The sequence below is a fragment of the Micromonospora sp. NPDC000121 genome, from assembly GCF_042899165.1.
Lineage (GTDB): Bacteria > Actinomycetota > Actinomycetes > Mycobacteriales > Micromonosporaceae > Micromonospora.
In genome coordinates this window covers 402,767-418,724 of sequence record NZ_JBIAZP010000003.1, presented here as the reverse complement: position 1 = coordinate 418,724, position 15,958 = coordinate 402,767, and the positions used below count along the sequence as shown (strand labels likewise).

Annotated in this window: 19 protein-coding genes; 7 read left to right on the top strand and 12 right to left on the bottom strand. The window is 72.7% G+C overall.

The genetic code is table 11. The features are described 5' to 3' along the window. Positions 1-8: 8 nt before the first annotated feature. Positions 9-335, bottom strand: a complete 327-nt coding sequence (locus tag ACFY23_RS12435; protein ID WP_350819158.1) for a hypothetical protein — start codon at positions 333-335, stop codon at positions 9-11. A gap of 249 nt (positions 336-584) precedes the next feature. On the opposite strand from ACFY23_RS12435, the gene ACFY23_RS12430 reads away from it, so the two are divergent. Together ACFY23_RS12430 and ACFY23_RS12425 are read left to right on the top strand one after the other, a co-directional pair. Further along, positions 585-1,331 carry a PIG-L deacetylase family protein gene (locus ACFY23_RS12430; RefSeq protein WP_350679913.1) on the top strand — a complete coding sequence of 249 codons (747 nt, stop codon included), beginning with the start codon at positions 585-587 and terminating at the stop codon, positions 1,329-1,331. A 10-nt stretch (positions 1,332-1,341) separates the two neighbouring features. Beyond that, on the top strand, positions 1,342-2,142 hold the full coding sequence (locus ACFY23_RS12425) for a DUF72 domain-containing protein (protein WP_350679915.1): 801 nt from the start codon (positions 1,342-1,344) through the stop codon (positions 2,140-2,142). A 54-nt stretch (positions 2,143-2,196) separates the two neighbouring features. On the opposite strand, the gene ACFY23_RS12420 is transcribed toward ACFY23_RS12425, so the two are convergent. The 6 genes from ACFY23_RS12420 to ACFY23_RS12395 form a co-directional block, all read right to left on the bottom strand. Next, on the bottom strand, positions 2,197-2,625 hold the full coding sequence (locus ACFY23_RS12420; protein ID WP_350679917.1) for a DUF2267 domain-containing protein: 429 nt from the start codon (positions 2,623-2,625) through the stop codon (positions 2,197-2,199). A gap of 304 nt (positions 2,626-2,929) precedes the next feature. Next, positions 2,930-3,802, bottom strand: coding sequence for a DUF72 domain-containing protein (locus ACFY23_RS12415; RefSeq protein ID WP_350679919.1), 873 nt, complete (start codon positions 3,800-3,802; stop codon positions 2,930-2,932). A gap of 44 nt (positions 3,803-3,846) precedes the next feature. Further along, complete coding sequence (locus ACFY23_RS12410; protein WP_350679921.1) at positions 3,847-4,245, bottom strand: TraR/DksA C4-type zinc finger protein; 399 nt, start codon at positions 4,243-4,245, stop codon at positions 3,847-3,849. 161 nt (positions 4,246-4,406) lie between these two features. Beyond that, on the bottom strand, positions 4,407-5,045 hold the full coding sequence (locus ACFY23_RS12405; protein ID WP_350679923.1) for a uridine kinase: 639 nt from the start codon (positions 5,043-5,045) through the stop codon (positions 4,407-4,409). 117 nt (positions 5,046-5,162) lie between these two features. Continuing rightward, complete coding sequence (locus ACFY23_RS12400; RefSeq protein WP_350679925.1) at positions 5,163-5,765, bottom strand: winged helix-turn-helix domain-containing protein; 603 nt, start codon at positions 5,763-5,765, stop codon at positions 5,163-5,165. Positions 5,766-6,158: 393 nt separating this feature from the next. Then, entirely contained in the window at positions 6,159-7,370 is a 1,212-nt protein-coding gene (locus ACFY23_RS12395) for a low temperature requirement protein A (protein WP_350679927.1), read from the bottom strand. A gap of 150 nt (positions 7,371-7,520) precedes the next feature. Between ACFY23_RS12395 and ACFY23_RS12390 the strand changes: the two genes are divergently transcribed. Continuing rightward, positions 7,521-8,282 carry a hypothetical protein gene (locus ACFY23_RS12390; protein ID WP_350679929.1) on the top strand — a complete coding sequence of 254 codons (762 nt, stop codon included), beginning with the start codon at positions 7,521-7,523 and terminating at the stop codon, positions 8,280-8,282. Between the two features lie 41 nt (positions 8,283-8,323). Here the strand turns inward: ACFY23_RS12390 and ACFY23_RS12385 are convergent, their stop codons facing one another. Beyond that, entirely contained in the window at positions 8,324-9,298 is a 975-nt protein-coding gene (locus ACFY23_RS12385; protein ID WP_350679931.1) for an ornithine cyclodeaminase family protein, read from the bottom strand. Between the two features lie 165 nt (positions 9,299-9,463). On the opposite strand from ACFY23_RS12385, the gene ACFY23_RS12380 reads away from it, so the two are divergent. Continuing rightward, positions 9,464-10,036 carry a TetR/AcrR family transcriptional regulator gene (locus ACFY23_RS12380; protein ID WP_350679933.1) on the top strand — a complete coding sequence of 191 codons (573 nt, stop codon included), beginning with the start codon at positions 9,464-9,466 and terminating at the stop codon, positions 10,034-10,036. Continuing rightward, the gene (locus ACFY23_RS12375; protein ID WP_350819157.1) at positions 10,033-11,028 is read left to right on the top strand and encodes a DMT family transporter; all 996 of its coding nucleotides are present in this window, start codon (positions 10,033-10,035) and stop codon (positions 11,026-11,028) included. The genes ACFY23_RS12380 and ACFY23_RS12375 overlap by 4 nt, the downstream gene beginning before the upstream one ends. A 42-nt stretch (positions 11,029-11,070) precedes the next feature. On the opposite strand, the gene ACFY23_RS12370 is transcribed toward ACFY23_RS12375, so the two are convergent. Both ACFY23_RS12370 and ACFY23_RS12365 read right to left on the bottom strand, forming a co-directional pair. Beyond that, a complete protein-coding gene (locus tag ACFY23_RS12370) occupies positions 11,071-12,018 on the bottom strand; it encodes an ABC transporter ATP-binding protein (RefSeq protein ID WP_350679937.1) in 948 nt (315 codons plus the stop codon). A gap of 220 nt (positions 12,019-12,238) precedes the next feature. Then, the gene (locus ACFY23_RS12365; RefSeq protein WP_350679939.1) at positions 12,239-13,231 is read right to left on the bottom strand and encodes an alpha/beta hydrolase; all 993 of its coding nucleotides are present in this window, start codon (positions 13,229-13,231) and stop codon (positions 12,239-12,241) included. A gap of 78 nt (positions 13,232-13,309) precedes the next feature. Between ACFY23_RS12365 and ACFY23_RS12360 the strand changes: the two genes are divergently transcribed. Further along, positions 13,310-13,903, top strand: a complete 594-nt coding sequence (locus ACFY23_RS12360; RefSeq protein ID WP_350819155.1) for a TetR/AcrR family transcriptional regulator — start codon at positions 13,310-13,312, stop codon at positions 13,901-13,903. A gap of 108 nt (positions 13,904-14,011) precedes the next feature. Here the strand turns inward: ACFY23_RS12360 and ACFY23_RS12355 are convergent, their stop codons facing one another. Continuing rightward, a complete protein-coding gene (locus tag ACFY23_RS12355) occupies positions 14,012-14,563 on the bottom strand; it encodes a nitroreductase/quinone reductase family protein (RefSeq protein ID WP_350679943.1) in 552 nt (183 codons plus the stop codon). Further along, entirely contained in the window at positions 14,560-15,009 is a 450-nt protein-coding gene (locus ACFY23_RS12350) for a hypothetical protein (protein WP_350679945.1), read from the bottom strand. The genes ACFY23_RS12355 and ACFY23_RS12350 overlap by 4 nt, the downstream gene beginning before the upstream one ends. Before the next feature lie 214 nt (positions 15,010-15,223). On the opposite strand from ACFY23_RS12350, the gene ACFY23_RS12345 reads away from it, so the two are divergent. Continuing rightward, entirely contained in the window at positions 15,224-15,847 is a 624-nt protein-coding gene (locus ACFY23_RS12345; RefSeq protein ID WP_350679947.1) for a helix-turn-helix domain-containing protein, read from the top strand. Positions 15,848-15,958: the final 111 nt, after the last annotated feature.

Sequence of the window (15,958 nt, the reverse complement as noted above, 5' to 3'; positions counted from 1 at the left end):
GCGGTCCGTCAGGCGGCGCTGCCGTCGGCGCCGCCGTCCCGCTGGCCGGGGGTCGCGCCGCCGTCGGCCGGACCCTCCGCCCCGCCGTCGGCGCCGCCGTCCTGCTGGCCGGGGGTGGCCCCGCCGTCGGCCGGGCCCTCCGCGCCCCGGTCCGCACCCTTGTCGGCACCGCGGTCCGCGCCCTTGTCGGCACCTCGGTCCGCACCCTTGTCGGCACCGCGGTCCGCGCCGCCGTCGGCGCCGCCGTCCTGCTGGCCGGGGGTCGCGCCGCCGTCGGCCGGGCCCTCGAGGCCCCCGCCGCCGGTGGTCTGGATGTCGTCGTCGTTGAGTGCCATCGGTGCTCCCTCGGATGTGCCGCCCCGCCGTGCGCCGGGGTCCGTCGTGCAGCGGGTGGTACCCCACACGATCTTCTCTAACCACACCGTAGACGTCCTTTCCGGCTCACACCGGCGGTTCGCCGTGCCGGGTCGACCGGTACCGCGGGCGCGGTCGAGACAGACGTTCACGACCCGCGTGGGCGGCGGCGCCGGGCGGCGGGCCGGCACCGGCGGTGGCAGGATGATCGGGTCGACGAGGAGGTGGCGATGACCGAGGGACCGGGGCCGCTGGAGCCGGTGACCGAGCAGTGGCAGCGCGCGCTGGCGATCGTGGCGCACCCCGACGACCTGGAGTTCGGCGCCGCCGCCGCGGTCGCCCGCTGGACGGCGCAGGGCAAGCAGGTCGTCTACTGCCTGGTCACCAGCGGCGAGGCGGGCATCGACGGGATGCCGCCCGCGCGGGCCCGCCAGGTGCGCGAGCAGGAGCAGCGGGCGTCCGCCGCGCTGGTGGGGGTGGACACGGTGGAGTTCCTCGGCCTGCCCGACGGCATCCTGGAGTACGGCGTGCCGCTGCGCCGCGAGCTGGCGGCGGTGGTGCGCCGGCACCGCCCCGAGATCGTCATCACCAACAACTTCCGCGACACGTGGGACGGGGCGTACGCGCTGAACCAGGCCGACCACATCGCCACGGGGCGGGCGGTGCTGGACGCGGTCCGCGACGCCGGCAACCGCTGGGTCTTCCCGGAGCAGCTCGCCGACGGCGTCGAGCCGTGGGGCGGGGTGCGCCAGGTGTGGGCGGCCTCCTCGCCGCTCGCCGCGCACGGGGTGGACGTCACCGACACGTTCGACCGGGGAGTCGCCTCGCTGCGGGCGCACGACGCGTACCTGAGCGGCCTGGGCGACGGCAGCTTCGACGCCGAGGAGTTCCTCGAGGGGCTGGGCCGGCCCGCCGGCGCCCGACTCGGCGTCCGCTACGGCGCCGCCTTCGAGGTCTTCCACTTCGACCTCTGGTAGGGCCGCCGCGATGATCCTGCTCGGCACCTCGGGGTGGCAGTACCGCGACTGGCGGGGCCGCCTCTACCCGGCCGGGCTGCCGCAGCGCCGCTGGCTGGAGCACTTCGCCGCCCGGTTCGCCACGGTCGAGGTGAACAACGCCTTCTACCGGCTGCCGGAGCGGGACACCTTCGCCGCCTGGCGGGCCCGTACGCCGGACGACTTCTGCGTGGCGGTGAAGGTGAGCCGCTACCTCACCCACGTCAAGCGGCTGCGTGACCCGGCCGAGCCGGTGGCCCGGTTCCTGGATCGGGCCACCGCGCTCGGCGACCGGCTCGGCCCGGTGCTGCTGCAACTCCCACCGAACCTGCGCGCCGAGCCTGCGGCGCTGGACGCCACGCTGCGGCTCTTCCCCGCCGACGTGCGGGTCGCGGTGGAGCCGCGCCACCCGTCGTGGTGGACCGACGCCACCCGGGCGGTGCTGGAGCGGCGGCGGGCGGCGCTGGTCTGGGCCGACCGGCTCGGCCGGCCCGTCGCGCCCCGCTGGCGCACCACCGACTTCGGCTACCTGCGCCTGCACGAGGGGCGGGCCCGGCCCTGGCCCCGGTACGGCCGCACCTCGCTGGCCTCCTGGGTGCGGCGGCTGGCCGACGGGTTCGGCGACGACGAGCCGACGTACGTCTACTTCAACAACGACCCCGGCGGCGCCGCCGTCGTGGACGCCGTCGCCTTCGCCGCGCTGGCCGCTCGGGCCGGCCGGCGGGTCAGTCGCGTCCCGACCGCGGCGGAGGCCGTCGGCCGGGACGACCGGCCGGGCTCGGCCGGGGCCTGAGCACGCGAGCGCCCGCCCCACGCCGGGTGGAGCGAGCCCTCGTCGACGCGCCGGTCAGGGAATCATCTGGGCCATGTCCTTGGGCATGGTGTCCTTGACGTCCTGCCACTCACCCTGGGTCACGTGCCGGCGCAGGGTGTCCAGCACCACCTGCACCACGCGCTCCGGACCGCCCTCGACGTCGTACGGGAAGCGCTGCCGGACCTCCAGCAAAAAGTCGTCCCGGTTCAGCTTGACCGGCACGTCCATCGGCTTCCAGCCGTCGAAGTAGATCCCCCGCACCACCACCGGCAACTGCGCGGCGAACTCCACGCTCTCCTGCACCGGCATCCGGTCGCGCAGCAGGTGCAGCACCGTGCGCATCGCGCAGTACGACTGGTTGCGGTGCTCCTTCGGCCAGCCGTAGGCCTGCTCGATGTCCCTCAACATCTCGTTGGTCTTCTGCATCGAGGACTCGATTGCCGACTGGAACTGCTCAGCCATCTCTCCACCCCCGTACGTCGGTCTCCCACCGTCGGTCGTCGTCACGTCGCGGCGGCCCCACCGGGCCGCGCGGCTGCCGGGTCGGCCTGACCCGGTTGGCGCGCGGCACCCACCGGGCGTCGCCGGACGACCCGACGACGTGCAGCACGGCGCCGCGTCGTCGATCCGGTACCACCCGAACCGTCATCTCCAGCCACCTCCGTGGTGTCGGTTCCGCGGTCGCGTCGACCGCACGCACCGTCCATGCTGCGCGGCGGCGGGGTGAGCGGGCCTCACCCCGACGGGATGAGACGCCGGCCGCGGCTCAGCCGGCGTCGAGCAGCCCGGTGAGGGTGGTGGCGTTGGTCTGCGCGTAGTCGCGGTAGCAGTTGTTCATGAGAACGTGGGTCCGCTCGGTGGAGTCGGCCAGCTCGCGCAGCTTCGGCGCCCAGTCGCGCAGCTCCCGGTCGGAGTAGCGGTAGCCGAACTTCTCGTGGATGTCCTTGCTGGTCCACTTGTCGCTGTGCCCGTGGAAGCGGACCACCGCGAGGTCCGCGGTGGCGGCCAGCACCGGCGGCACCGACGAGCGGTGCCCCTGCGGCATGTCCACACAGACGTACGCCAGCCGGTGCTGGCGCAGGAAGGCGAGCGTCTCGTCGGCGTTGTCGCCGTCGAACCAGGAGGCGTGCCGGAACTCGTAGACCGGGCGCAGCGGGGCGCAGCGCTTCGCCACCTCCAAGAGGTACTGCTTGTTGTCCCGCCGGATGGTGAACCAGGGCGGGAACTGGAACAGCAGCGCGCCGAGCTTGCCCGCCTCGACGAGCGGGTCGAGTGCGGTGAGGAACCGCGTCCAGACCTCCTCGTACGCCTGCGGCGGCAGGTCGTCGGGGTAGAGGTTCTTCTTCGCCGTGTCCGGCCGGAGATCCTTGTAGAGCGCGCTGAGCCGGGTCGGGTGCCCGGTGAGCATGCTGAACGCCTTGACGTTGAAGGTGAAGCCGGCCGGGGTGCGCTCGGCCCACAGCCGCGCCGTCCGCTCGGCGGGCGGCGAGTAGTAGGTGGCGTCCACCTCGACCAGCGGGAACTGCCGGGCGTAGTACGCCAGCCGCTTCTCCGGCGTGTCGGCGGTCTGCGGGTACCAGCCGGAGTCCAGCAGCGTGCGGTCGGTCCAGGAGGCGGTGCCCACCTTGATCTCACCCATGGGTGGAGTCCACCGCGTCCCGGACCGACCGGCAACCGCTCGTGTCAGGCCGCCCGGCGCTCCCGGTTCTGCTTGCACTGCACGCAGGTGGTGGCGGAGGGGAAGATCTCCAGCCGCTCGACCGGGATGGGCGCGGAGCAGCCCTCGCAGAAGCCGTACGTGCCCTCCTCCAACCGGGTGAGGGCGTGCTCGTACTGGGCGCGGCGGTCGAGGATGGTCCGCAGCAGGGACTGCGCGGTGTCCCGCTCCGCCGTCTTGGTGCCGCTGTCGGCCTGGTCGTCGCCGGCGGTGTCGCCGACCTCCACCAGCCGCAGCACCTGGCTCTGCACCACCGCCTGCTCGTACTCCGCGGACAGCTCGTCGTAGCGGGCCTGCAGGGAGCGCCGGATCTGGTCGATCTCCGCCTGGGATCGGCCCGTACCGACCTTGTCGTGGACGAGCATCGCTGCCTGCCTTTCTGGGCCTCAAGGTCCGCCGGGGCGCCGGTGCGTGCGCCCGGGCCGTGGTGGTCTGCGCGCGGGTGGATCACCCGTGCTCTGTGAGCCGGCCGAATACCCGGGCGTGCCGACGATCAAACCGGCGACTTTTCCGGACTTCTCGGCGCTCAGGAGGACAGGGCGGACTCCACCAGGGCCGGGTGTCGGGGGTCGTCGGCGCGCACCACGACGTCGGCGAACGAGGCGGGGGCGACCTCGTCGGCGTACCGGGCGAAGGCGGGCAGCGTCCACCGCAGCGCCGGGTCGGTGCGCCGGGCCAGGGCCGCCGGGGAGAGCGCCAGGTGGACCGTGACGTCGAAGGGCAGGCCGCCGCCGAGCAGCAGCGCCCCGCTGAGCAGCAGCACTCCGCCCGGCGGCAGGTCGACGTACGCGGCGCGGCTGGCCCGGTCGGCGCGGGCGTCCCAGAGCGAGGGCAGCACCCGCCCCGAGCCGTGCGGCCCGGCCGGGTCGAGCACCTCCCGGCGCAGCCCCGCCTCATCGACCCACCCCTCGTAGTACGCGTCGGGGTTGGTCCGGCCGTGCTCCAGGCGGACGGAGGCGGGGCGGAGGAAGTCGTCGGCGCGCACGTGCAGCACGGGCCGGCCGAGCGCGCGCAGCGGGTCGACCAGCGCGGCGGCCAGCGCGTCCGGGCCGGCGGCGGGCGCACCGTCGACGGCCACGCGCAGCCGCCCGGCGCTCGCGATGCCGGCGAGCCGCTCGGTCAGCTCGGTGACCAGCCGGTCCGGGGAGATGGGACGGATCCGCATCCGACCATCGTGCCTCGTGGCCCGGCGGCCCGACGGGCCGCGGGGCGGGGCCGGGCGGTCACCGCCCGGTCGCCGGCCGTCGCGCTCCCCCGCGAACGGGTCGCTCCGGGCGCGCGGTCAGCCGCTGCGGTCGATGGTGACGCGGGCGTCGTCGGCGAGCCGGTAGCCGACGCCGTAGACGGTGGTGACCAGCGGGACGTCGACGCCGACCTTGCCGCGCAGCCGACGGACGTGCACGTCGACGGTGCGCACGCCGGCGTGCTCGTAGCCCCACACCGCGTTGAGCAACTGCAACCGGGTGAACACCCGGCGGGGGTGGGCGACCAGGTGCAGCAGCAGGTCGAACTCCAGCCGGGTCAGCGGCAACGGCTCGCCGTCGCGCAGCACGGAGCGGGACGAGGCCAGGATGTGCAGGGCGGGGATCGTGGGGACGGCGACCGGGCGGGACGGCGACCGGCCGACCGGCACGTCGGGGCGGCGCTCGGCGGTGGTGGCCGTGATGGTGCCCTCGCCGCGTTCGAGCATCTCCCGGGCGGCCTCGAGCAGCCGACGGGCGGGTGGGGTCAGCGACTCCTCGCAGGCCAGCGGGATGTTCAGCGTCACCGTGAGCATCGGGGCGGCCGTGTTGGCGGGGCGGCGCTGGCCGCCGGGGGGCCGACCGGGAACAGCGGGCTGGGACGTATGCCATCCGGCGCGCGACGAGGCGGGGCTGACCGACATGGTCCTCCTTGGCTGGTCCGGGTATCTCCCCACGGCCCGGGACGCCGCTTCATCGATGCTTCCCGGCGCCCGTGCGAGGGTCAAGGGGCGGCTACGTTGCATGAATGTGACAATTGACGAACACATCGGAGCCGAACGCTCGCTCTGCGTACGAAGCCTGATGATTACAGCAGAGCCGCCGAGTTGACCCGATACGGGGGGTGCCTGTCCGGTTCACATTCGTGGAGGCCGGCGCGAACCGTCCGGGTCGACGCGGCTCACGTCGGTGCCGTGGGCAGCCGGGCACGCTCCCACGTGGAGGGGGCGCGGTGGGGCGGTCCCCGGATCGCGTGGAATCGGCGGCCGCGGCTGCGCGGACGTCACCCCCGGTCGACCGCCGCGGGTGGCGCGGCCTCAGTGGGCCGGGGACGGATGTTCGGGCGGACGGCCGGCTGCGTGGCGGGCGTCGGCCAGGGCCACCCCGAGCAGCACGGCCGCCGCCGTGACCGAGGCGGCGAGCGATGCGGCGTACGCGAGAGGCGCCGCCGCGACCGCCAGGACGGCGATGGCGACGACGCGGCGCATCGACAGCCGGTTGAACACGATCCGTTCCAGGCGGACGCGGCCGTAGAGGAACAGCGCCGGGCCGCCGAGGATCACGGCGAGCCAGGCCGGCTCGGGCCGGGCGCCGGGGTGTTTCAGCACGACCTCGAAGCCGACCGCGGTGGTGACGATGCCGACCACCATCACCACGTGGGCGATGCCGGTGTGCCGGCCGGCGACCAGCCGGTTCCCCGCAGTGGCGACCGCCTCGGCGAGGACCTGACCGGAGCGGTAGAAGTAGATCCGCCACAGCAGCACCGTCGACAGGTACGCCACCGTCAGCGCCGCCGAGGTCGCCACGGTCACCGTCTGGCCGGTGAAGGTGACGCCGACGACCAGCACGGTCTCCCCCAGCGCGATCATCAGTAGCTGCTGGTAGCGCTCGGGCAGGTGGTGGCCGCTGTCCATGGCCCACGGGCTGAGGGCGGGGCGGCTCATGCCGGGCATCGGCCAGCGCATCTGCGCCGCGACGACGTCGACGGTGACCGCCACCGCCCACAACCCAGCGCGTGCGTTGCCACTGACCAGCGCGCCGGCGATCCAGATCACCGCGGTGGCCGAGCACCACAGCACCGACCGGAGGTAGAGGTCGCGCAGGGCGTGTCCGCGTAGCGCGGGAATCAGGATGAGTGGCCGGGCGCAGTGCAGCAGCACGTACGGGACGACGAATGCCCACCCCCGTTCGGTGAAGGCCCCCGGCAGCGCCGACGACATCACCAGCAGGCCGAAGGCGCTGGCCAGCACGATCCACTGGATCTTGCGGCGGCGGGGGTCGAACCAGCTCGTGATGTGCGCGGTGGTGGTCCACAGCCAGATCAGCGGCATCGCGAGCACGAGCAGGTAGGCCAGCGAGCGCCACCGGACGACCGGCTCGGCGGCGGTGATGTCCTGGACGACCCGGCTGACCACGCCGGAGAGGGCGAACACCAGGATCAGGTCGACGAAGATCTCGAGGAAGTTGGCCTGCCGCACGGCCTCCCGACGCTGCAACAGGTCCTGCCCGCCGCCCGCTCGTAGCCCCATGACCTCATACTCGCCCGTGACGGCGCAGGTCAGCGGGAAGTCGGCTGTCTGCGGAGCGTCAGCCCCGCGGTCGGTGAGAATCGTCGTAGCCCTCGGCGGCGCGCGTGCCTCTGCTCGACCCTTCGTCCCGGCGCTTGTTACGTTCGGCTCATGATCGACAATGCTGCGGCGATCGAGTGGGTGATCGCGCACGGTGACGAGTCCGACGGGCACCGACTGGCGACGGTGCTGACCGGGGTGTGGCCGGCGCCGCTGCACGTGGCGGACGCGTTGTTCGCCGACCAGTGTCCCGAGGGCGGCTTCCCGGCCCCCTGGTCAGCCGGCGCCCCCTCCGTGGCGGCGACGTGCGACCGGCTCGCCCGGATCATCGAGTTGGACCTGCGGTACAGCTCACCGGTGGACCGTTGCGTCGACTGGCTCGCCGCGCTGGTCGCGCCGGACGGCACGGTGCGCTCCGCCGTGGACACCGGGCACCTGCCGTCGCAGGACCCGCTCTACCTGACCGCCAACGTCGGCTGGTGCCTGGCCGTCCTGGACCGGCCCGAGGCGGCCGGGCGGGCCGCCCGGGCGGTACGCGACGCCGTCGCAGCCTCAGGCGCCTGGCCGTCGTGCCTCACCACCACCTGGCTCGCCGCCGCCCTGCTGTGGGCGGTGGGGCTGCGCGAGGAGGCGGACCAGGGGCTGGACATCCTGGCGCGGCGGCTGCTCGACGCGCCGCCGGCCGACGTCGCCCACGCCGGATGCGCACTGCGGACGGCGTTGCTGCCCTCGGACCATCCCGTGTTTGCCGCCGTGGTCCGGCGGCTCACCGCCACCCAGCGCCCGGACGGCTCGTGGCCGGTCGACGGTCCTCCTGCCGAGCGGGTGGCGGTCGCCATCACCGCGATAGGCGCCGTCGCCGGCCTGGTGTGAACCGCGTCCGCCACCAGGCGTCGATCACCCCTGGACGCGGGCTAGGTCCCGCCGGCGACGCGGGCCAGCAGCGCCTCGGCGATGACGAGGTCCTGCCAGGACATGCCGGAGCCCTTGAAGAGGATCGGGCCGCCTGGTGTGGGCGCGTCGTGGAGCACGTCGCCGATGGTGAGGAGGCGTTCAGGGGCGAGGGCGCCGTCGGCGACGGCGCGGACGACGTCGCCGGACTCGCGGAGCGCGGTGGCCCGGTCCTCGACGATCACGGTGGCTCGGGCGCAGAACGCGGAGTCGACCTCGCGGGCGTCCGGCTCGTGGGAGCCGACCGCGACGACGACCGCGCGGTCGCCGAGGAGCGCGGAGTCGAAGAGCGGCTCGCGGGCGGTGGTGGCGCAGACCACCACGTCCGCGGCCTGCACGGCGGCGTCGACCTCGGGTGTGCCGGCCCGGAGCGGGCGGGCGCCTGCGTCCGCGAGCGGATCTGCGGCGACGGCGTTGCCCGGCGCGCGTGCTGGGGCCGGCGCTGCCAGGCCGGGCTTCGGGAGCGCGCCGGTGCGGGTGACGACCGTGACGGAGGCCGGGGTCACCAGCGCCGCGAGCGTGGCGACGTGCCCGGCGCTCTGGGGGCCGGCACCGAAGACGACCAGGTGTGGCGCCGGCGGCAGGAACTGCCGGACCGCCGCGAACGACACGGCCGGGGTGCGCAGCGTGGTCAGCGCCGTACCGTCGATGATCGCCGCGGGTCGCAGGGTGGTGGCGTCGAAGACGGCGTACAGGGCGTTGATCCGGGGCAGTCCGCGCGCGGGGTTGGCCGGTGCCACCGTGACGAGCTTGACGCCCGCGTGTGCGGCGGACTCGGCCGGCATGAGCAGCATGGACCCGTGTCTGAGTGGCACCGTGGTGCGGGGAACGCCGGTGGACGGGTCGAGACCGGCGCGCAGCGCGGCCTCTATGGCCGCGACCGCGTCCGCGGGCGGGAGCAGTGCGAAGACGTCGTCGGCGGAGAGGTACGGGATCACCGGAGCACGAGCCCGGGCGTCATCGGGTCGTGCAGCTCCACCGCGTCTCCGGTCCAGTCGACCATGATCGTTCTCCGCTGTTCGAGTCGTGACGTCAGCCACTATGATAGGTAGACCGACCTACCTAGCAACGGGGGCGTCATGAGTGGTGCCGCTTCTGCACCGATGACACGCAAGAGGGCTCGTGAGCGGCTGCTGGCTGCTGCGGCGCGCCTGTTCTACATCCACGGGGTGTCCGCGACCGGGATCGACACCATCACGGCCGAAGCGGGCGTGGCGAAGATGAGCCTGTACAACAACTTCTCCTCCAAGGCCGACCTGGTGCAGGCCTACCTCGATGCCCGGCACGGCGAGTGGCTGGAGCTGTACCGGCGGCGGCTGCAGCAGGCCCCCGACGCCCGCGGTGGCGTGCTGGCGGTGTTCGACGCCTATGCCGATCATGCCGCCCTCGCCTACGAGCACGGCTTCCGCGGATGCGGCCTGCTGAACGCCGCCGCCGAACTGCCCGCCGGCGACCAGGGCCGCGAGATCGTGCGCCGACACAAGGAACACGTCGAGGAGCTGCTGTCCGGGCATCTTGAACAGCTTCTGCCCGGGCGGCCCGAGCAGGCGCACGCGCTGGCGGAGCATCTGTCGTTCCTGCTGGAAGGCGCCATGGCGCGCGCCGGGCTGGAGGGCGAGGAGACGCGTCTTCAGCACGCGCGCGCCATGGCGGCGGATCTGTTGGACGGGCGGTGACGCACTCCGGCGGACACGCGACCCGTTCGACGCTCGCGGGATCACTGAGCGTGCTCGCGGCGTCGGTCCTGTGGGGCACCACAGGGACCGCCGCCACCTTCGCCCCAGCCGTAGGGCCCCTGGCCATCGGCGCCGCCGCGATGGGACTGGGCGGACTGCTGCAAGCCCTGGTGGCCGCCCCCCACATCACCCGCCACACCACACACCTGCGCGGGCAGAGCGGCATCGTGCTGCTCGGCGCGGTGGCGGTCGCGGTCTATCCCCTGGCGTTCTACACCTCGATGCGGCTGGCCGGAGTCACCGTGGGAACCGTGGTGTCGATCGGCTCGGCACCGCTGGCCGCCGCGGTGATCGAACGCGTCATCGACAGGCGTCGGCTGACGTACCGGTGGATGCTCGGCGCTGTTCTCGGCCTGACGGGCACGGTACTGCTGTGCCTGGCACAAGCCCTGAACGCGCACTCCGGCCCCACCAACGCCTCCGGAGGCGATGCGGTGCTCGGGGTGGGTTTGGGCCTCGTCGCCGGGCTGACCTACGCCCTCTACACCTGGACGGCACACCGCCTGATCCATCGGGGTGTGGCCAGTCGCGCGGCGATGGGGACGATCTTCGGGCTCGGCGGGGTGCTGCTGCTACCGGTGCTGCTCGCCACCGGGACGCCGCTCATCAGCTCCTGGTCCAACGCGGCGGTCGGCGTCTACATGGCGCTGGTGCCGATGTTCGCCGGCTACGCCCTGTTCGGCTGGGGCCTGAACCATGTCCCCGCCAGCACCGCGACCACCCTCTCGCTCGTCGAACCCGCGATCGCGGCCGTGCTGGCCGTGCTCGTCGTCGGTGAGCGCCTGCCCGCCCCCGGCTGGGCGGGCATCGCACTGATCACCGGCTGCCTCGTCGTCCTCACCCGAGCCGAGCCAACACGCCACGAACAGGCCGACCGGAGGGGTTCGCCGCGACCTGAAGCGCGGAGATCACCACCAGCCAGGGTGCGTTAGTGTCCGGCCCCTGAAGACCGAGGCGTTCGAGGTCCCCCGGCGTCATCGGCCCGCCACGGGCGCCATGGAGATGTTCCAGAAGTCGGCGTAGCGGCCGCCACGGCGCAGCAGCTCGTCGTGGCTGCCTTCCTCGACAACCCGGCCGTCGTCGAGGAAGGCGACGCGATCGGCGCGTTGGACGGTCCGCATGCGATGGGCGACCATGACCACCGTTCGGCCCGCCATCAGGCGCTCGATGCCCTGGTGGACGGCCGCCTCGTTGACCGGGTCGAGGGCAGAGGTCACCTCGTCCAGCAGGACGATGGGGGCGTTCTTCAGCAGGGCTCGGGCGATCGAGACGCGCTGGCGCTCGCCACCCGACAGCAGGGTGCCGCCCTCGCCGACGTTGGCCGCCCAGCCACCGGGCAGCCTCTCGATCACCTCGTCCAACCGGGCTGCGGCCGCTGCGGCGCGTACCTCTGCCTCGTCGGCGTCGGGACGGCCGAGGCGCACGTTCTCCTCGATGGTGCCGTCGAAGAGGTAGACGTCCTGGAAGACGATGGCGATCTGCGCGGCCAGCACGTCGGTGTCGACGTGGCGGACGTCCACGCCTCCGACGCGTACCGCGCCCTCGTGCACGTCGTAGAAGCGCGCGAGCAACTGCAGCAACGTGCTCTTGCCCGCCCCCGACGGTCCGACGACGGCGAGCCGCTGTCCCTCGGGCACGGACAGCGACACGATGTCGATCACCGTGCGGTCGCCGTGCCTGAAGGTGACGGACTCGAACGCCAGGTCATGGCGCACCGGCCGGATCGGCTCGGCCGGTTCCGGCAGCGGTTCGGTGCGCAGCACCGTGTCGAGTCTGGCCAGCTCGGACCGCGCACCGCGGAGCTTGCCGCCGATGTCCGACAGCGACAGCAGCGGATCCGCGCAGCGGGCCGCCAGCACCAGGATCGTCAGGACCTCCGCCGTCCCGATGTCCCCGCCGAGCGCGAGGTAGGTTCCCAGCACTCGGCGTCCCTCGGTGGTGGTGGGGCGGGCCGCTCCCCCACCGGGGCAAGGTCCGAGGCGTTCATCGTTCTCCCGTCTTCATCGATCTCTCCTCACGACCAGGCCGGCGGTCGCGCCGATGGCCGTGTCCCGGGGTCGGCCAGCCGGTTGTGTCGATCGCCCGGGCCAGGTGGTCCATGGCGGCGATGACGTGGAACAGAGACCGGCCGGCCGGAGGCGATCACCCGGTGAGGGCCCCGCGGAGGAACTCGGTGATCTCCGCTCGTGCGGCCTTGGCCTGAGGCACCACGCCCGGCATGCTGAGGAACGCGTGCGTGGCTCCGGGGTACTCGGTGAGCCGTGCGGGGGTCCCGGCCGCCCGCAGTCGTTCGGCGTAAAGGCGGCCGTGATCGGCCACCGGGTCCAGGGTCGGCACCACGACGAGCGCGGGGGCCAGCCCATTGAGGTCGTCGGCATGCAGCGGCGACACCGCGCGAGGATCCGTTCCCGGCGGCACGGCGAGCCGCTGGAACAGCCGCATCTGCGGCATGGTGAGGGTCGGGCTGTCGGCGTGTTCGTGCATCGAGGCGTGCTCGAACCCCGCCGCGGTGAGGTCGACGGCCGGGTTGACCAGCACCTGTGCCCGCAGGAACGGGCCGGACTTCTTGGCCTGGATCGCGGCCAGGGCGGTGACCATCGAGCCGGTGCTCTCGCCGAAGACGGCGATCCGGGCCGGGTCGATGCCCCACTGCGTGGCGCGCTGTACGACGTGCAGAAGCACGTCCCAGCCGTCGTCGACGGCCGCCTGCAGCGGAGTCTGCGGATCGAGGAGGCGATGCTCGACCGACACGACGAGCGCGGGTAGCCGCGCGGCGAGGTGGCTGTTCACCCAGTCGCTCTGCACCGCCGTGCCCACGAATCCGCCTCCGTGGACGTGGAGCACGAGTGGCAGACCGGCCCGGGCGGCGCCTTCGCCCTCGCGCCCGGGCGACGGCCGGTACGTCCGGACGCGGAGCCTGCGGCCGGGAAGTGCGACCTCCTGCCACTGGATCGTGGCGCCGCCGTCCGGGAACCCGGTGATCAGCCGCGCCAGAGGGGACGACCGCTTACGGTTCACCGTCTCGCGGAGCACCACCAGTTCCTCGGCCGTCATCGCCGACCAGTCCGGCTCCTTGCCCAGGGCCTGCATCAGCCGGATGCCCAGCGGCGCCCGCTCCGCGGTGACCTCGCTCATGGTTCTCCTCGACACTTTGTGGTTTCGCTACTTGGAGTATCGATACCTAAGGTAGCGTAATCGGTTACCGTGTCAAACATGACCCCTGGGACCACATCCGCCAGGCCGCCCGGCCGCCCGCGCACCGGCGTCAACCCCGCCGTCTTCGCCGCGACGCTGAGCACCATCCACGAGCTGGGCTACGCGCGCGCCACCGTCGATCGCATCGCCGCCACGGCCGGCGTCGCGAAGACGACGATCTACCGTCGCTGGCCGTCCAAGGGCGCGCTGGTCGTGGACTGCCTCCTCGACGCGTTCGGCCCGGTGCCGGTGGCGAGCGGCAGTCGAGCTCAGCTCGTTTCCTCGGCCATCCACTGGATCGCGGCGAAGATCGGCGAGCCCGGGGTGGGCGACGCGTTCGCCGGCGTGTTCAGTGACGCCGTCAGCGATCCGACCCTGCGCGAGATCCTGGCCACGCGGTTGCAGGAGCCGTACCGGCTCGCGCTCCAGGACGCCCTCGGCGAGCCGGAGAATCGGGTCCTGCTCCTCATCGACGTCGTCGTCGGGACCCTGCTCCACCGGATGGGCATGACCGGCGAGCCGATGACCGACGCTGACGTCGCGGCACTGGTCGAGATGGTCCTGCCGTACTTTGCCGACGACGACGGTCGGCCCAGACGTGCCGTCGACTGACGGCGGCGCCGGAAAGGAGACGCCGTCAGTCGACCGCGCTTGTGGACCGAGCAGGCGTAGGCCGCGCCCGACCGGCTGACGGGCGACGAGGCCGCGAGGCGCTGTCGCTCACTCGCCCACCTCTCGCGTGGGGGCACGAACGAGGCGCTCACGGATTCGAAACACGGGGTGGCGAGGCGCGATCCGGCGGAACTCCGGCAAGGGGGCTGCCGGCCCCAGCCCCAGGTGCGCCCGTGCGCCGGGCGCGGCGGCGAGGTAGCGGCGCAGGATCTCGGCGCGATGCTCGGACGGGATCTCCTCGAGCAGGATCGGGGTCTCGCGACCTCGACGGCGGAGCGCGGCCCCACCGCCCGCCGCCCGGATGTTCCGCACCCAGTTCGCATCCGGCCCGAGCATCGACACGAGGTACTCGGCACCGCGGTAGGCCGTGACAGCGACCGGAACCGAGGTGACGGTGCCGCTGCGACGCCCCCGCACCTTCAACACGGCGACGTGGCGCGGCGACAGCCGCCGCGCCCCGTACACCAGGACGTCGAGCCGGTTCATGAGCCGCATGAGCCCGTTCGGCCGTCCTCCCCGATACATCGCGCGCTTGAGTGCCGCGAGCGCGCGTACGACAGCTCGCCCGATGCTCAGCGCCCGCACGGGGCGTGCGGTCATTCCGCCCTTCTCCACAGCACGACCGCAGCGAGGCCGGGAACGCACGGGAGGACCTGCAGCCAGCCCAGCATCGGCGCCAGTCCGACATCACCCGAGGTGTCCTTGATGGTCAGTCCGGCGATCGCGGTGCAGATCGCGATCGTGAGCAGCCCGGTCGCCAGCCAGGGGGTCCAGCGCACACCGGCGCGGGCCACCCAGATCGTGCCGAGCCAGCCGAGGAGTCCCAGCACCCCGACGGTGGCCAAGATCGCCAGATAGGTGGTGACGGCGGTGTCGATCGCGCCGGGCTCGTAGTCCGGATAGCTCGCCCTGATGTGGTCTGCCAGGACCGTCGTGGTGGATCGGTCGACGAACGGAACGAGGGCGACGACCGCGGTGAGCCCCGCTCCGATGTACATCATCGCCAGCGAGGTCCGGTTGCGCGATCTCTGCTTCAGCGTCGTCATGGCAAGAGTCCTTCCAGGTGCGTGGGTCGATGACAGCCGGGACGCGTCGGAGCCCGCGAGGGGGCGAGCCCGAGGGTCGAGGTCGTCGCCTCGTCGATACCCGTTTCAGAAAGTCACTGTCTCTTGAGAGTGACTCTAAATGCCAATCCGCCAGACAGTCAATGTCTTCTGACAGTCACATGCTTCTGAGACCGGCTCCTGCTACCCTCGTCGCATGAGCGGGCTTCGCGAGCGCCGGCGGATCAGGGCCGTGCGCACCATCCAGGAGCGCGCCCTCGATCTGTTCGACGAGCGAGGGTTCGCCGCGGTCACGATCGAGGAGGTCGCTGCCGCTGCCGAGGTGTCGCCGTCGTCGGTGTACCGCTACTTCGGCACGAAGGAAGGGATCATCGTCGCCGACGAGTTCGACAGGATGAGCCCGGAGGACTTCCTGGACTCCGGCGATCCCATCGGCAGCCTGCTCCGAGCCGTCCGCGCCTACGAATCCGCACCGGAGGGCACATCCGGTGCCGAGGAGGTAGGCGAAGGCCCGCAGGCCAAGAAGAGTCCGTGGCGCAGAGTCCGCTACTTCTTCGCCGAGCCATCGGTCCGCGTGGCCGTCTGCGCCAATCTCGACCGCACGAGCCAGCGGATCGCACCGCTGATCGCGGCGACCGGCGAGATGACCGAGACGCAGGCTCGCGTGGTCACGAACGCCCTCGTCTTCGGCTACTTCGCCGCACTCGAGCAGTGGTACCTCGACGGCGGCAACCGCCCCATCGCCGACTACGTGGAGGAGGGCATGCGTCCGCTACGCAGCATCTGGCCGTCCTCTGACCGGGGACGCTCCTCCGCATAATTGTCAGGGTCACTGCCATGGCCACGCAGCAGAGGGCAGGGACGGCGAGTCCGGGAACACGCCCGCCGTCCAGCGGCGGGCGCCGGACCGAGGCCGTTTGCTCACTGCCGA

Coding starts and splice junctions, on each gene's coding strand:
- ACFY23_RS12435 (WP_350819158.1), bottom strand. CDS start 335: ATGGCACTCAACGACGACGACATCCAGACCACCGGCGGCGGGGGCCTC.
- ACFY23_RS12430 (WP_350679913.1), top strand. CDS start 585: ATGACCGAGGGACCGGGGCCGCTGGAGCCGGTGACCGAGCAGTGGCAG.
- ACFY23_RS12425 (WP_350679915.1), top strand. CDS start 1,342: ATGATCCTGCTCGGCACCTCGGGGTGGCAGTACCGCGACTGGCGGGGC.
- ACFY23_RS12420 (WP_350679917.1), bottom strand. CDS start 2,625: ATGGCTGAGCAGTTCCAGTCGGCAATCGAGTCCTCGATGCAGAAGACC.
- ACFY23_RS12415 (WP_350679919.1), bottom strand. CDS start 3,802: ATGGGTGAGATCAAGGTGGGCACCGCCTCCTGGACCGACCGCACGCTG.
- ACFY23_RS12410 (WP_350679921.1), bottom strand. CDS start 4,245: ATGCTCGTCCACGACAAGGTCGGTACGGGCCGATCCCAGGCGGAGATC.
- ACFY23_RS12405 (WP_350679923.1), bottom strand. CDS start 5,045: ATGCGGATCCGTCCCATCTCCCCGGACCGGCTGGTCACCGAGCTGACC.
- ACFY23_RS12400 (WP_350679925.1), bottom strand. CDS start 5,765: ATGTCGGTCAGCCCCGCCTCGTCGCGCGCCGGATGGCATACGTCCCAG.
- ACFY23_RS12395 (WP_350679927.1), bottom strand. CDS start 7,370: ATGGGGCTACGAGCGGGCGGCGGGCAGGACCTGTTGCAGCGTCGGGAG.
- ACFY23_RS12390 (WP_350679929.1), top strand. CDS start 7,521: ATGATCGACAATGCTGCGGCGATCGAGTGGGTGATCGCGCACGGTGAC.
- ACFY23_RS12380 (WP_350679933.1), top strand. CDS start 9,464: ATGACACGCAAGAGGGCTCGTGAGCGGCTGCTGGCTGCTGCGGCGCGC.
- ACFY23_RS12365 (WP_350679939.1), bottom strand. CDS start 13,231: ATGAGCGAGGTCACCGCGGAGCGGGCGCCGCTGGGCATCCGGCTGATG.
- ACFY23_RS12360 (WP_350819155.1), top strand. CDS start 13,310: ATGACCCCTGGGACCACATCCGCCAGGCCGCCCGGCCGCCCGCGCACC.
- ACFY23_RS12355 (WP_350679943.1), bottom strand. CDS start 14,563: ATGACCGCACGCCCCGTGCGGGCGCTGAGCATCGGGCGAGCTGTCGTA.
- ACFY23_RS12350 (WP_350679945.1), bottom strand. CDS start 15,009: ATGACGACGCTGAAGCAGAGATCGCGCAACCGGACCTCGCTGGCGATG.
- ACFY23_RS12345 (WP_350679947.1), top strand. CDS start 15,224: ATGAGCGGGCTTCGCGAGCGCCGGCGGATCAGGGCCGTGCGCACCATC.